This is a genomic window from Amycolatopsis sp. AA4 (assembly GCF_002796545.1).
In the GTDB taxonomy this organism is placed as follows: Bacteria; Actinomycetota; Actinomycetes; order Mycobacteriales; family Pseudonocardiaceae; genus Amycolatopsis.
Genome location: NZ_CP024894.1, coordinates 4807380 through 4821560, shown reverse-complemented (window position 1 = coordinate 4821560; position 14181 = coordinate 4807380). Strand labels below are relative to the sequence as shown.

11 protein-coding genes are annotated in these 14181 nt (G+C 71.2%); 7 read left to right on the top strand and 4 right to left on the bottom strand.

The features are described 5' to 3' along the window. The first annotated feature begins 44 nt into the window (after positions 1-44). The 4 genes from recN to CU254_RS22355 all read left to right on the top strand — a co-directional run bounded on the left by recN (position 45) and on the right by CU254_RS22355 (position 5219). Positions 45-1829, top strand: a complete 1785-nt coding sequence (recN, locus tag CU254_RS22370; protein WP_009079577.1) for a DNA repair protein RecN — start codon at positions 45-47, stop codon at positions 1827-1829. A gap of 10 nt (positions 1830-1839) precedes the next feature. Beyond that, complete coding sequence (locus tag CU254_RS22365) at positions 1840-2988, top strand: DUF1266 domain-containing protein (protein WP_037714487.1); 1149 nt, start codon at positions 1840-1842, stop codon at positions 2986-2988. Between the two features lie 102 nt (positions 2989-3090). After that, on the top strand, positions 3091-4275 hold the full coding sequence (gene steA / locus CU254_RS22360) for a putative cytokinetic ring protein SteA (protein ID WP_009079575.1): 1185 nt from the start codon (positions 3091-3093) through the stop codon (positions 4273-4275). After that, positions 4272-5219, top strand: a complete 948-nt coding sequence (locus tag CU254_RS22355; protein WP_009079574.1) for a copper transporter — start codon at positions 4272-4274, stop codon at positions 5217-5219. Before steA ends, CU254_RS22355 begins: the two co-directional genes overlap by 4 nt. Positions 5220-5537: 318 nt before the next feature. Here the strand turns inward: CU254_RS22355 and CU254_RS22350 are convergent, their stop codons facing one another. Beyond that, the gene (locus tag CU254_RS22350; protein WP_009079573.1) at positions 5538-7439 is read right to left on the bottom strand and encodes a glycosyl hydrolase family 18 protein; all 1902 of its coding nucleotides are present in this window, start codon (positions 7437-7439) and stop codon (positions 5538-5540) included. A gap of 392 nt (positions 7440-7831) precedes the next feature. On the opposite strand from CU254_RS22350, the gene CU254_RS22345 reads away from it, so the two are divergent. Next, positions 7832-8974 carry an acyltransferase gene (locus CU254_RS22345; protein ID WP_037714485.1) on the top strand — a complete coding sequence of 381 codons (1143 nt, stop codon included), beginning with the start codon at positions 7832-7834 and terminating at the stop codon, positions 8972-8974. Between the two features lie 76 nt (positions 8975-9050). Here the strand turns inward: CU254_RS22345 and CU254_RS22340 are convergent, their stop codons facing one another. Both CU254_RS22340 and CU254_RS22335 read right to left on the bottom strand, forming a co-directional pair. Then, on the bottom strand, positions 9051-9761 hold the full coding sequence (locus CU254_RS22340) for an aspartate/glutamate racemase family protein (RefSeq protein ID WP_009079571.1): 711 nt from the start codon (positions 9759-9761) through the stop codon (positions 9051-9053). Next, on the bottom strand, positions 9761-11188 hold the full coding sequence (locus CU254_RS22335; protein ID WP_037714483.1) for an NCS1 family nucleobase:cation symporter-1: 1428 nt from the start codon (positions 11186-11188) through the stop codon (positions 9761-9763). The genes CU254_RS22340 and CU254_RS22335 overlap by 1 nt, the downstream gene beginning before the upstream one ends. A gap of 143 nt (positions 11189-11331) precedes the next feature. On the opposite strand from CU254_RS22335, the gene CU254_RS22330 reads away from it, so the two are divergent. Both CU254_RS22330 and CU254_RS22325 read left to right on the top strand, forming a co-directional pair. After that, a complete protein-coding gene (locus CU254_RS22330; protein ID WP_037717702.1) occupies positions 11332-12003 on the top strand; it encodes a GntR family transcriptional regulator in 672 nt (223 codons plus the stop codon). Between the two features lie 34 nt (positions 12004-12037). Next, entirely contained in the window at positions 12038-12883 is an 846-nt protein-coding gene (locus CU254_RS22325; RefSeq protein WP_037717700.1) for an alpha/beta fold hydrolase, read from the top strand. Here the strand turns inward: CU254_RS22325 and aroA are convergent. Continuing rightward, on the bottom strand, positions 12876-14162 hold the full coding sequence (aroA, locus tag CU254_RS22320; protein ID WP_037714481.1) for a 3-phosphoshikimate 1-carboxyvinyltransferase: 1287 nt from the start codon (positions 14160-14162) through the stop codon (positions 12876-12878). The two genes, CU254_RS22325 and aroA, sit on opposite strands and share 8 nt — an antisense overlap. Positions 14163-14181 lie beyond the last annotated feature (19 nt).

The window sequence follows — 14181 nt, the reverse complement described above, 5'->3', positions numbered from 1 at the left end:
CTCGAACGCACAGAACGTCGGTGCGGGCCGCTACCGTATGCGTCGTGCTGGCCGAGATGCGCATTCAGGGCCTCGGAGTCATCGAGGAAGCCCTGCTGGAACTGCACGCGGGCTTCACCGTGGTCACCGGTGAGACGGGTGCGGGCAAAACCATGGTCGTCACCGGGCTGCATCTGCTCTCGGGCGGACGGGCCGAGGCGTCGAAGGTCCGGAACGGGATGCTGAAGGCATTCGTCGAGGGCCGCTTCACCGTGGGCAAGGACGACGCGGCCGCCCGCATCGTCACCGACGCGGGGGCCGACGTGGACGAGGACGGCAGCGTCATCGCGCTGCGCACGGTCGCGGCCGACGGGCGCTCGCGGGCGCACCTTGGCGGCCGGTCGGTGCCGGTCGGGGTGCTGTCGGAGCTGTCCGAGCAGGTGATCGCCGTGCACGGGCAGAACGACCAGCTGCGGCTGCTGCGCCCGGCCGAGCAGCGGGCGGTGATCGACCGGTTCGCCGGCGACGCGGTGGGCAGGCCGCTCGCGGAGTACCGCCGCGTCCGCGAGGAATGGCTGTCCGTGCTCACCGAGCTGAGCGAGCGCTCCAACCGCTCCCGCGAGATGGCGCAGCAGGCGGACCTGCTGAAACACGGGCTGAACGAAATCGACGCGGTCGCGCCCGAACCGGGCGAGGACGTCGAGCTCACCGAGCAGATCAAACGGCTCGCCGCGGTCGACGAACTCCGCGCGATGGCCACCGAGGCGCACGCGGCGGTGTCCGGCGCGCAGGACGGCGATCCGGACGCCCCGGGCGCGCTCGGCCTGGTCGGCGAGGCGGTGCGGCGGCTGGTTTCGGCGGAGGACTCCGTGCTGCGCGACCTCGTGCCGCGGCTCGAGGAAGCCTCCACGCTGCTGAGCGACGTCGGCGCGGAACTGGGCGGCTACGTCGAGAACCTGGACGCCGACCCGGCACTGCTGGAGAAGGTGCTCGCGCGGCAGGCCGATCTCAAACGGCTCACCCGCAAGTACGCGGCGGACGTCGACGGCGTGCTGGCGTGGGCCGAGGACGCGCGGCGGCGGCTCGAATCGATGGACACCTCCGAGGAAGCGCTGGCGGCGCTGGCCTTGCGCCGCGACGAGCTGGCCGTGGAGCTGGTCGCGCACGCCACCGAGGTTTCCGCCGCGCGCGGCAAGGCGGCCGCGGAACTGGCCACGGCGATCACCAAGGAGCTGTCCGGCCTCGCGATGGGCCAGGCGGAACTGGAGATCACCGTCGAACAGCGTCCGGCCGAGCACGGCGACCGGCAGGCGCTCGCGATCGACGGGCACGCGGTGCACGCAGGCCCGGACGGCGTCGACGAAGTGGAACTGCTGCTGCGGGCGCACAACGGCGCGCCGCCGCTGCCGGTGCACAAGGCCGCCTCGGGCGGCGAGCTGTCGCGAGTGATGCTGGCGATCGAGGTCGTGCTGGCGCACGCGGACACGGTGCAGACGCTGGTGTTCGACGAGGTCGACGCCGGGGTCGGCGGCCGGGCCGCGGTGGAGATCGGACGGCGGCTGGCCCGGCTCGCGCGCACGCACCAGGTGCTGGTGGTTACACACCTTCCGCAGGTCGCCGCGTTCGCCGACCAGCATCTGGTGGTGGACAAGGGAACCAGCGGCGGCGTCACGCGCAGCGGCGTGAAGACGCTCGGCCAGGACGACCGCGTGCGCGAGCTGGCACGGATGCTCGCGGGCATGGACGGCACCGAAACCGGCCGCGCGCACGCCGAAGAACTGCTTGCCACCGCGGAAAAAGACAAGGCGAAGTACGCGGGTCCGAAGCGCAAGCGCGCGAAGAAGGGCTGAGGCGGATCCGATGACCTGGGCCACGCTGGCCGACGTCGAAGCCGAACTCGCCCGCGCGCGGCGGGAGGACGATCTCGACCGCTTCCTCGAACTCCTCGGCGACGAGGAGCTGTTCGTGCCGATCCACCGGGACGAGGCGCAGCGGCTCGCGCAGGAGCGGACCTGGACGCCCGCGAAAGTCTGCTGCGCGCACGGCGGCGAACCCTCGCTGCAGGTGTTCACGCGCGGCGCGCTGCCGGATTTCGGCGCGGACGTGGTGTTTCTCAGCGGCGACCTCGACTGGGCCACGCACGGTCTCGCGCCGGACGAGCAGGTCGTGTTCAACCGCGGCACGCTCGGCGAATGGCGGGTGAGCGCGGCCGCCGTGCTGCCCTGGGTCGACGCGAACCCGCACCGGGTCACCGCGGTGGAGCAGCAGGTCGAGCGGCTTTACACGGCGCGGTACGGAATTCTCGACGGCCCGGTCGCGCACGCGCTCGCGTGCGGCGCGCACCAGGCGGTGCTGTCGGCCGAACCGTGGAACGTGCTCGACGCGCGCTACCACGATTACGTCGCCGAGGTCCGCGGCCTGCGCGACTGGTGGGGCGTCGCGGACGCGGAGGGCTGGCGGGCCGCGATGGACCGGCTGCTCGGCGATTCCTACCAGCTGACCACCGGAAACCTCGTGCTCGTGCTGCGCGCCCGCAGCGGGCTCGCGCTGGACGTCTACGGCTGGGTCGAGCTGGTCCGGCAGTGGTGCGCGGACAACGACGCCGAGGACCAGGCCGGGCCGCTCGTCGACGCGGTGCGTCGGATCGTCCGGTACGAACAGCGGTTCCGCGCCGACGGCCTGCTCGCGCCGGACGGCGTGGTGGACAGCATCATCGGCTGGGACGTCGGCCGCGCGGTCGAACTGGCGCGGTGGGGGCTGGCGGTCGGCTACTGCGACGCGCTCACCGCGGAGCTGATGGTGCTGGAGGCGGGCGCGATCGCCCGGCGCTACCACGGTTCGTGGGCGGAACTGTCCACCGGCTACGTGCTCGGCAGGCTGCTCGCGCTCGACGGCGAGGAATTCGGGCCGGAGTACGTCTCGGCCGCGCGGGTGCGCCACCGGCTGCTGAACGATCCCGCGAGCCCCTGGTCGACCTTGGATTTCGAAGCGGGCGGACCGCACAGTTAACCCCGGCCCGGCGCCGCGCGCGACATGGCTCACCACAACGAGTCATGTCCGCTTCGGCGCGTCGGCTCCGCACCCACGCACAAATTTGTCACCATCAGCCACATGAAGCTCACTGGTCTTCTCGCGCGGAACCAAGAAGCCCTCCCCGGCGTCATCGGTGTCGCGCGGGTCGACCGGCGCACGCGGGAGCTGCTGCGCCGGGTCAGCGCAGGCGACATCGTCGTGCTCGACCAGCTCGACCTCGACCGCGCCACGGCCGACGCGCTGGTCGCCGCCGAGGTCGCCGCGGTGGTCAACGCGTCCCCGTCGATTTCCGGCCGGTTCCCCAACCTCGGCCCGGAAATCCTCGTGGCGGCGGGCATCCCGCTGGTCGACTCGGTCGGCGGCGACCTGCTGCGCAGCGTCAAGGACGGCACGAAGCTGCGCGTCCACGAGGGCGCGGTGTACCTGGGGGAGCGGCAGCTGGCGACCGGGGTCGAGCAGACCGCGGAAAGCGTCGCCGACCAGATGATCGAGGCCAAGGCCGGGATGTCGACCCAGCTGGAAGCCTTCTCCGCCAACACGATCGAGTTCCTGCGCCGCGAGCGGACGCTGATCCTCGACGGCGTCGGCGTGCCGGAGCTGAAGGTCCCGGTGCGCGACCGGCACGTGCTGGTCGTCGCCGCGGGGACCGGGCACGCCGAGGACCTCAAGAAGCTCAAGAAGTACATCGGCGAGCACCGGCCGGTGCTGATCGGCGTCGACGCCGGCGCGGACACCCTGCGCGCGCAGGGCTACCAGCCGGACGTGATGGTCGGCGACCCGACCGGGATCGGCACCGCGACGCTGCGCAGCGGCGGCGAGGTCGTCGTCCCCGCGCAGCCGGACGGGCACGCGCCGGGCGTCGAGCGGATCCAGGACCTGGGCATCGGCGCGGTCACCTTCCCCGCGTCCGGCAACGCCGAGGACCTCGCACTGCTGCTGGCCGACGCGCACGGCGCGAGCCTCGTGGTCACCGTCGGGTTCCAGGCCACGCTGCGGGAATTCCTCGACCACGGCCGGTCCGGGTCGAACCCGTCCACGTTCCTCACGCGGCTCAAGCTCGGCACGAAGCTGGTCGACGGCAAGGCCGTCGCGACGCTGCACCGGGCCCGGGTGTCGCTCGGCGCGGTCGCGCTGCTCGTGCTCGCCGCCATCGTCGTCGTCATCGCCGCGCTGCTGGTCTCCGACGTCGGCTCCGTCTATCTCGAGTGGATCCAGCACACCTGGTCCACGTTCGTCGCCTGGGTGAAGGGTCTCTTCACGTGATTTCCCTGCGGTACCACATCGTTTCCATCACCGCGTGCTTCCTGGCGCTGGCCGTCGGCGTGGTGCTGGGCTCGACCGCGCTCAACGGTTCGCTGCTGTCCGGGCTCGCGGACCAGAAGAAAGACCTCGGCACGCAGGTCGCCGACCTCGAGGCGCAGCGCAACAACCTCAAGGCGCGGCTGGCCGACGCGGACGCCTTCGCCGGGACCATGGGCCCGAAGGTCGTCGCGGGCGCGCTCGACAAGCGCAGCGTCGTCATCGTCACCACGCAGGACGCGCGTCCGGCCGACCGCGACGCGCTCAAGAAGCTCGTCGGCCAGTCGGGCGCCTCGGTGACCGGCGAACTGCAGCTCACCAGCGCGTTCACCGACCCGGCGAAGGCCGACCAGCTGCGCGACGTCGTCACGAGGCTGCAGCCGGCCGGGGCGAAGTTCCCGACCGCGGGCGACTCCGGCACGCTCGCCGGCGCCCTGCTCGGTTCGGTGCTGCTGCTGGACAAGGCCAGCGCGAAACCGCAGTCGAGCGGCGACGAACTCGCCGCCGCGCTCGGCGGGCTGACCGACGGCGGGTTCGTGAAGCAGAGCCAGGGCGTGCAGCCCGCCCAGCTCGCGATCGTGCTCACCGGCGCCCAGGAGACCGGCGACGGCGCGGGCGACCGGGCCGCCACGATCGCGCGGTTCGCCGCGCAGATGGACCGTTCCGGCGCGGGCACGGTGCTCGCCGGGGACCCGGGCTCGGCCGAGGGCGCCGGTCCGATCGGCGTGGTGCGCGCGGACACGTCGGCGACGTCGATCCTGTCCACTGTGGACAACGCGGATTCGGCGGCCGGGCGCGTGGCGACGATCCTGGCGCTGCAGGAACAGCTGAACGGCGGTTCGGGGCGGTACGGCATCGCGGGCAACGCGCAGGCGATCGCGCCGGGCGTGGCCGCTTCGGGGAACTGAACGAGAGACTTTCCGCCTCCCGCACTACAGTCGGCGGCGGCGCCGGATTCCCTTCGTGGGCGAGGAAACCCGGTGCCGTCGTCGGCTTGTGCTTGCCGCGAGGGCGGCGAGCAGGGAGGACGTCCGGCGTGATGCGCGGATGTCCAATGTGGACAACGCGGACCGGATGACAGTGCGGGAGCCGGGGCATCCTCGGCCAGCGGCTGACCTGGGTGCTCGCCGCGGGGCCGGTGTCCGGTGCGGACAACGGCGGCACCGGGCCCCTTCGGGGTAGGGAACCCGGTGCCGCCGCCGTTATTCATGCGCCTGCCGCGGGGGTCAGCAGGTGCCGTTGTCCGCCCAGACCGCTGCGCTGCCGGGCGTTTCGCCTCGCGTCCACCACTTGGCGGACCAGCGGTGGCCGTTGTAGGACACCACCGCTCCGGCGTTGTAGGACTGGGAGGTGCTCCACGCCGCCGGGCACGCGGTCGTCGGCCCGCCGCCGCCGGAGCAGGCTCCGTTGTCCGACCAGACGTCCGAGGTGCCGGGCTGCTCGCCCTGCGTCCACCACTTCGCCGTCCAGGTGTGGTTGTTGTACGACACGACCGCGCCGCCGTTGTAGACCTTGCCCGAATCCCAGGCCGGCGCCGTGCACTGGCCGCCCGGCGGGGTGGTCGGAGTGGTGGGCGTGGTCGGGGTCGTCGGAGTGGTCGGCGTCGTGGGGGTGGTCGGAGTGGTAGGCGTGGTGGGCGTGGTGGGCGTCGTCGGGGTGGTCGGCGGCGGGCCGGAGCAGCCCTCCGTCGGCGCGGCGAGCCCGTCCACCACCGCGTGGAACAGCGTCGAATCGGGGTCGAGGTCGTACAGCGAGAACATCATCGCGCCGCCGAGGCCGTTGCAATGGATGTAGTCGGTGCGCGCCTTGATCGACTGTTTCGACGATCCGCCGTAGAAGCTCGTCCCGTCGTAGAACCACGCGGATTGCGTTGTCGGGTCCCAGAACGTGGTCGCCGGGTTGTCCACCACGCCGGTGAGTTCCTTGTACATCGCGACGCCGGGCACGTTGCCGCTCAGCGGATGCGGAGCGGACGGGCCGGTCGCCGTCTGGTACAGCCCGTGGTTCGAGCCGGCCGGAACGCCGGTCCAGCCCCGGTAGTAGAACGGGATGCCCAGGGTGAGCTTCGAAGCCGGGAACCCGCCGGGGATGCCGTACGCCGGATCTCCTTGCGTGTACGCCTTCATCACCTGGTCGATGGTGTACTTCTCGGTGCCCGGCGGAACGTTCGGGGACGGGTCGTTCGGCGACGGGTACAGCGGGTCCTGGAAGTTCGTCGGACCGGTCTTGTCCCACGCGCCGTGCATGTCGTAGGTCATCGGGTCCGCGAAGTCCATGTACTGGTGGATCTTGTCGGTCTGGATCTTCGCGATCTTGTCCTGGCCGCCGGGCAGGGCGGCCGAGAGCGCGTAGTGCTTGCCCAGAGCGTCCAGCTGGCCGCGGAACTCGGCGAGCAGCGAGGTGAAGTTCTGGGTGTCGTTGGGGCTGTAGTGGTTGCCCGTGTGGCCGCCGGGGTGCGCCGGGTACTCCCAGTCGATGTCGAACCCGTCGAAGATGTTGGCGGCGGTGCCGGGGCCGCCGAAGCCGCCCGCGGCCGGGATGTTGCCCTTGATGAACATGTCGATGCAGGAGCTCACGAACTTCTTGCGCGAGGCGTCGCTCGCCGCCGCGTCGGAGAAGTACTTCGAGTACGTCCAGCCGCCGAGCGACAGCAGCACCTTCAGGTTCGGGTGCCGCGCCTTGAGTTCCTGCAACTGGTGGAAGTTGCCGACGATCGGCATGTTGTAGGTGTCGGCGGTGCCGTCGACGCTGATGTCCGAGCCGAACGACTTCTGGTAGTCGGCGAACTGGTCGCCCGCGCCGTCGCCCGCGTTCGGGTCGTCCTCGCCGCCCGGGTCGGGGGTGGTCGCCTTGGTCGTCTCGAAGCAGGTGAGGTTGGCCGGGTCGATGTTCTCGAAGTCGTAGAGCAGGTAGTCGATGTTGTCGGCGATCTTGTCGACGTTCTTGAGGTAGTAGGCGTTCTGGTAGATGCTCCATTGGTCGAAGTAGGCGATGCGCAGGCCTCCCGAGGAGGGCGCGGGCGTCGCGGTGGCCGGGGCGGGCCGGGCCAGGATGGTGAGACCGGCCACGACCACGGCGGCCAGGGCGGCGCAGGCCACGGCCAGCGGTCTCAAGGTCCGGTGGGGCATGAGCGTTTCTCCCTCGCACAAGCGAAGTCCGCCCGCCGCACCGGAATGCGCGGCGAGCGTCGGACGTCGGGTGATCACTGCAGGAGCGGGGGCCGGCCCGCTTCCGAATGTGAACCAGGGCACAGCCGGAGTCAATACTGTGGACTAGACCAATTTCCGCGGCTGGGCGGTTTGTGGTGAAGTGTCCGGAAAGGCCCGACGAACGGCCTGTTCCAAGCGGGCCGAGTGGTCCGGACCACTGCGGGCGTCCGGTTCACCCGTCCGGGTGTGGCTGACCCGACATCCGGCTCGCGCGGCATCAGCCGGGTCTCAGGAAGATCATGGGTGGTTCACAGCTGCGCACGAGAGCCTGGCACCATGAGCGCCAACGACCCCGGGAGCACGGCCGAACGATGACCACTACCGAGATCCCGCTCGTCCGCGCGGACGAGCCGGCGCCCGCCAGATCGCCGCACCTGCGTCAGCTCGACGCGTACCGGGTCGTCACGTTCGCCTTGGTCATCCTCATCCACGTGATCGGCTCCACGACCTTCCCGCAGGACGTCGTCGCCGACGCGATCCAGACCCCGCTGCACCTGACCCGCGAAGCGTTCTTCGCGCTGACCGCGTTCGTGCTCGTGTTCCAGTACCGCGACCGGCCGCTGAAGGCCGGGAAGTTCTGGCGCAGGCGGTTCCCGCTGGTCGCGGTCCCGTACGTGGTGTGGACTGTCATCTACCGGGGTTATTCGGTGCTCACCTCGGACCAGCCGTTCGGGTCGATCGGCGCGCAGCTGCGCACGCTCGGACTGGACCTGCTGACCGGGAACGCCTGGTACCACATGTATTTCATGCTGGTGACCCTGCAGGTGTACCTGCTGTTCCCGCTGCTGGCCAAGCTGTTCGACCTGATCCGCCGCCGTCCGTGGACCGTGCTGGCGGTCTCCGGCACGGTCCAGGTCGGGGTCGCGATCTTCATGAGCTACCCGCCCGCCGCGCTGGGCTACGTCTTCGTCAGCAAGTTCTTCGCGACCTTCGTGGTCTACCAGTTCTACATGCTGCTCGGCGCCGCGGCGGCGCTGCACTTCGAGGCGGTGCACGCCTGGCTGCGCACGCATTCGCGCTGGGTCCTGGTCGCGATGGCGGCCGGGCTCGCGATCGCGGAAACCGGCTACTTCGTGAGCGTCCGCTTCGGCGAGTGGCCGGAGATGGCGTCGGACGCCTTCCGCCCGTACCTGATCCCGTGGTTCGTCGCGGTGATCGCCGGGATCTACCTGGCGGGCGCGCGCTGGGCGGAGAGCAGGCAGCGCGGCGGGCGGTTCGTGTCGTGGGCGGTGAACCGGTCGTTCGCGGTGTTCCTGACCCACCCGATCGCGATCGCGCTGCTGGACCCGCTGTTCGTCTTCGTCGGCGACCGGTACGGCGCGCCGTGGACGACCCTGGTGGCGTACCCGGCGACGGTGGCGCTGACCTTCGGGATCGTCGAGGTGCTGCGGCGGCTGCCGTGGAGCAAGGCGCTGACCGGGCGCGCCCGGGTGCCGGTGCGCGCGGCGGCCTGAGGGGCAAAGGTCCGTGAAGGACTCCTTGAGGGAATCAGATTCCCTCAAGGAGTCCTTCACGGACCGCGGAGCTGCTTCAGGCGCCGGGCCAGGTGCGGTGCTTGTCGAGCGGACGGGCGTAGGAGCCGGCCCGGCTGGTGCGCAATCCCAGCGCCACCAGGGATTCCGCGAGCCGGACCGCGGCCGCGACGCCGTCGACCACCGGCACGTCGAGCATCGCCGACATCTTGCGGTCCAGCCCGGTCATCCCGGCGCAGCCGAGCACCAGCACCTCGGCCCCGGCGTCGCGGGCCCGGAGACCGGCGGTGAGCAGGGCCGATTCGGTCCGTTCCTCGTCGCGCAGCTCCAGCACGCTCAGCCCGGTGCCGACGACCGCGACGCAGTTCCGGTCCACCCCGGCCGAATGCAGGCTGTCCTCGATCAGCCCGCACGTGCGGTCCAGCGTCGTCACCACGCCGTACCGGCGGCCGAGCAGCCCGGCGAGATGCGCCGCGGCCTCGGTGATGTCGACGACGGGCACGTCCAGCAGTTCCCGCGCGCCCTCGCGGCCGTGCTCGCCGAACCCGGCGAGGACGACCGCGTCGAACGGTTCCTCGGTGGTGCGCAACAGGTCCAGCACCGCCGCGGCGGACAGGAAGCTGTCCAGCCAGCCCTCGGCCGATTCCGGGCCCCACTTCGGCGTCAAGGCGATGATTTCGGTGCCGGGGCCGGCCGCCGCCCGCGCCCCGGTCTCGATCTCCTTCGTCATGGCCTCGGTGGTGTTGCAGTTGGTGACGAGGATCCGCATCAAGCCCTCCGCTGGCGGTACGAAACGGCGTAGTAGAGCACTCCGGCGCTGGCGGTGCCGAGGAACCACGAGTACGGCGCGGCCGGCGCGAAGAACGGCACCAGCGCGATCGCCGCGGACAGCACGGCGCACGGGAAGAAGGCCGCCATCGCGCGCGGATTCACCTTGGGGTACTTGCCGTCGCGCACGAAGAGCTGCTCGACGTCGACCTTGCCGCGGCGGATCAGGTAGTAGTCGACGATCATGATCCCGAACAGCGGGCCGAGGAACGCGCCGAGCCCGCCGAGGAAGTAGTTGACCACCACCGGCGACGAGTAGAGCTTCCACGGCAGCACGCACAGCGCGGCGACGGCGCTGATCATGCCGCCGACGGTGAACGAGATCCGCTTGGGCCAGATGTTGGCCAGGTCGTAGGCGGGGGAGACGAAGTTCGCGACGATGTTCACGCCCATGGTGGCGATGGCGAAGGTGAGCGCGCCGACGATCAGCACCGGCGTGTTGTGCACGCGGGCGAGCAGTTCGGCCGGGTCGGTGATCGCCTCGCCGAACACCTGCAGGCTGCCCGCGGTGACGATCACCGACAGCAGCGCGAACGCCGTCGAGTTCACCGGAAGGCCCCAGAAGTTGCCGCGCCGCACCGTTTTCTGGTCCGGGGCGTTGCGGGAGAAGTCGCAGAAGTTGAGCATCAGCGTGCCGTAGGTGGACAGGATCAGCCCGGCCGCGCCGAACCACTGCCGCACCTGCTCGCCGCCGGACAGCTGCCGCGGGCTGCTGGTGAACGAGATGTGCCAGTGGCTCGCGGCGAGGATCCAGACCGCGAGCGCGATCATCACGACCCAGATCAGCGGGCCGCACCAGTCCTGGAACTTCCGCACCGCCTCCATGCCGCGGGTCAGCACGAGCGCCTGCACCAGCCACAGCGCGACGAAGCACATCCAGCCGAGCGCGTGCAGGCCGAGGAAACTGTGCTCGGTCAACGGTTTCAGGCCGGGGTCGATCGCCAGCACCAGCAGCGTGATGGCGACGCTCGCGAGATAGGTCTGGATGCCGTACCAGAAGATCGCGATCACCGCGCGGATCAGCGCGGGGAGGTTCGCGCCGAACGTGCCGAAGCTGATCCGCGCCACCACCGGGAACGGGACGCCGGTGCGCTGCCCGATCCGGCCCATCAGGTTCATCCCGAAGAAGATGATCACGAACCCGAACAGCAGCGCGGTGAACACCTGCCAGGCCGAAAGGCCGAGCACGAACAGCCCGGCGGCGAAGGTGTAGTTGCCGAGGTTGTGCACGTCCGACATCCAGAGCGCGAAGATGTCGTACACCTTCCAGCGCCGTTCCTGGGCGGGCGCGAGGTCCTCGTTCCACAGCCGGGGGTCGGGTTGCGTCTGGACGTTCGCGCTGGTTGCGGTGGACGGGGCGTGCGTCATCGCTGACCTCCGGGCGTCGTGCCGGCAGCTTTGGGATCCCAAACTTGGAATCCCAATATCGCCCCGCGCGGCTGCTGCGTCAACCCTCTTACCGATAAACTCGCGATTGTCCGGTGTCGGCGAGAGGGGGTCAGGTGGGCGCCATCCAGGAGCGGCAGCCGCTCGCGGCGACGCGCGCCCGGGTGCTCGACGAGCTGCGCGAGCGGATCCTGACCGGGCGGCTGAAGCCGGGGGACCGGCTGGTCGAGCGCGAGCTGGCCGACGATCTCGGGGTCTCGCGGGTGCCGGTGCGCGAGGCGATCCGCAGCCTGGAAGCCGAGGGGTTCGTGGTCGCGCCCTCGCCCCGGCGGGTGGTGGTGCGGCAGCTGGCGCGGGTGGACGTCGAGGAGCTGTTCGACGTCCGGGAGGCGCTGGAGAGCCTCGCCGCCGCGCGCGCGGCGGAGCGGGCCGGGAAGCCGGAGATGCGGCGGCTGGAGCGGTTGCTCGCCGAATCCGCGCGGGTGACCCAGGGCGGCGACGGCGCGCGGATCTCCGAGGTCAACAGCAGGCTGCACGACGAGATCATCGCCATCGCGGGCAACCGCCTGCTGACCACGATGCTGCATCCGCTCGAGGGCCAGCTGCGGTGGCTGACCAGCCAGAACGAGCACTGGGGCGAACTGCTCGACGAGCACCGCCGCCTGGTGGACGCCATCGGGTCCGGCGACGTGGAGCGGGCGCGCGAGTACGCCGCCGAGCACGTCCGGGTCAATCGCGCGGTGACCTTGCGCGACCTGTTCGGGGACGACGAACGGGACGAGCGCCCGGCGGGATAGCAAGGTGCCCTAACTTCGGGTGAAGGGGTCGCGGGTGGCGCACGGGCAGGGCGAGCCGGAGTGGGTGTCCACAAAGGACGGACGACGGCTGTGCGCGATGGTGCTGCCGGGTCCGGAGCGCGCGCCGACCGTGGTGTTCGAAGCGGGGGCGGGCGCGAGCCGGTCGTCGTGGGGACTGGTGCAGCCGCTGGTCGGCGAATTCGCGCGGGCCGTGGTGTACGACCGGTCCGGGCTCGGCCGCAGCGCGCCGGATCCGTCCGGGCGGACGCTGGACCGGATGGCCGGCGACCTGGTCGACGTGCTGAGCCATTTCGGGCCGGGTCCCTACGTGCTCGTCGGGCACAGCGCCGGGGGACCGATCGTGCGGCTCGCCGCGTCCCGGACGTCCGCTCGAATATCGGGGTTAGTGCTGGTCGACCCGACCGACGAAGCGGCGGAAGTGCTGTTCTCGCCCCGATTCCGCAGTGCCGAACGGGCTTTTCTGCGTACTGGCCGGGTCCTCGCGGCGATGGGGCTGCTGAAGTTCTTGTACCGCCCCATGCTGCGGGCGGTTCCCGAGGACGTCCGGCGCGATCTGCTGCGCGAAGGCTTTACTCCGCAGGTGTTGCGGACCCAGACCGAACAGGCACGGACGTTCCTCGACGAGCTGGCGGTCTGGCGGACGAATCCGCCCGCGCCAGGCGACTATCCAGTCACCGTCGTGTCCGGCGGGCGCGCCGGGGACGGGATGAACGCTGCGGTGCGCGCGGAGGCGAATCCCGCGCACGCGCAACGGGTCTCGCCGGGCGGACGGCACCGGATCGCTGAGAAGTCCGGGCATCTGGTGCCGATCACCGAGCCCGAGGTGGTGGCCGAGGAGATCCGCCGGTTGCTCAGCTGACCGCGTCGCTCCACGTCTCGACGAACTTCGGGAACGTCTTGCCGACCGTCTCCGGGTTTTCCACCAGCACGCCCGGCACGCGCAGCCCCAGCACCGCCGCGGCCATCACCAGGCGGTGGTCCTCGTAGGTGCGGAACACGCCGCCGTGCATCGGGGCCGGGGTGATCTCCAAGCCGTCCTCGAGTTCGGTGACGCGCGCGCCCAGGCCGGAGAGTTCGGTGGCCAGCGCGGTGAGCCGGTCGGTCTCGTGGCCGCGCAGGTGCGCGACGCCGGTGATGCTCGACGGACCCTCCGCGAAGCACAGCATCGCCGCGATGACCGGGGTCAGCTCGCCGACCTCGTGCAGGTCGAGATCGATGCCGGGGAACGCGCCGCCGCCGGTGACGACCAGGCCGTCGTCGTCCAGCGTCGCCTTCGCGCCCAGTTCGGCGACCAGGCCGCGCAGCCAGTCGCCCGGCTGCGTGGTCTGCTTCGGCCAGCCGTGCACCCGGACCGTGCCGCCGCCGACGACCGCCGCGGCCACGAACGGGGCCGCGGTGGACAGGTCCGGTTCGACGACGTACTCGGGACAGGAAAGTTTCGCGGGCTCCACATGGAATTCCGGGCCGGAACGCTCCACTGTGGCCCCGAACCGGCGCAGCATGTCCAGCGTCATCGCGATGTGCGGTTCGCTCGGCGGGGCGCCGCCGACCAGCCGCACGGTCACGCCCCGCTCGAACGCCGGACCGGCGAGCAGCAGCGCGGACAGGAACTGGCTGGAGGCCGAGGAATCGAGGTCCACCCGGCCGCCGCGCAGCCCGCCGCTGCCGTGCACGGTGAACGGCGGCGCGTCGCGGCCGCCGTCGTCGATCCGCGCGCCGAGCTTGCGCAGCGCGGCCAGCAGCGGGCCGATCGGGCGGCGGCGGATCGCCTCGTCGCCGTCGAACAGCACCGACGCCTCGCCGAGCGTCGCGAGCGCGGGCGTGAAGCGCGCGACGGTCCCGGCGTTGCCGAGGGCGACGGTCGTCTCGTCGCCGCGTCCGCCGATCGTGCCGAGCGGGTGGACGAGGAAGCCGTCGATGGTCTCTTCGGACAGCGCGCCCAGCGAGGCGAGCGCGGCCAGCATCAGGCGGGTGTCGCGCGAATCGAGCGGATGGCGCACCCGGGTGGGAGCGCCCGCGAGCGCGGCGAGGACGTAGGCCCGGTTGGTGATGGACTTCGATCCGGGGACGCGCACCGCGGCGTCCAGCGAGGCGCCCGCGACCGGGGCGGTCCAGTGGTCATCGCGGAGGTTCGGCACGCCGCGCAGCCTAGCGCGG

Excerpts from the sequence above, each read along its gene's own strand:
- CU254_RS22365 (WP_037714487.1), top strand. The coding sequence starts at position 1,840 with ATGACCTGGGCCACGCTGGCCGACGTCGAAGCCGAACTCGCCCGCGCG.
- steA (WP_009079575.1), top strand. The coding sequence starts at position 3,091 with ATGAAGCTCACTGGTCTTCTCGCGCGGAACCAAGAAGCCCTCCCCGGC.
- CU254_RS22350 (WP_009079573.1), bottom strand. The coding sequence starts at position 7,439 with ATGCCCCACCGGACCTTGAGACCGCTGGCCGTGGCCTGCGCCGCCCTG.
- CU254_RS22345 (WP_037714485.1), top strand. The coding sequence starts at position 7,832 with ATGACCACTACCGAGATCCCGCTCGTCCGCGCGGACGAGCCGGCGCCC.
- CU254_RS22340 (WP_009079571.1), bottom strand. The coding sequence starts at position 9,761 with ATGCGGATCCTCGTCACCAACTGCAACACCACCGAGGCCATGACGAAG.
- CU254_RS22335 (WP_037714483.1), bottom strand. The coding sequence starts at position 11,188 with ATGACGCACGCCCCGTCCACCGCAACCAGCGCGAACGTCCAGACGCAA.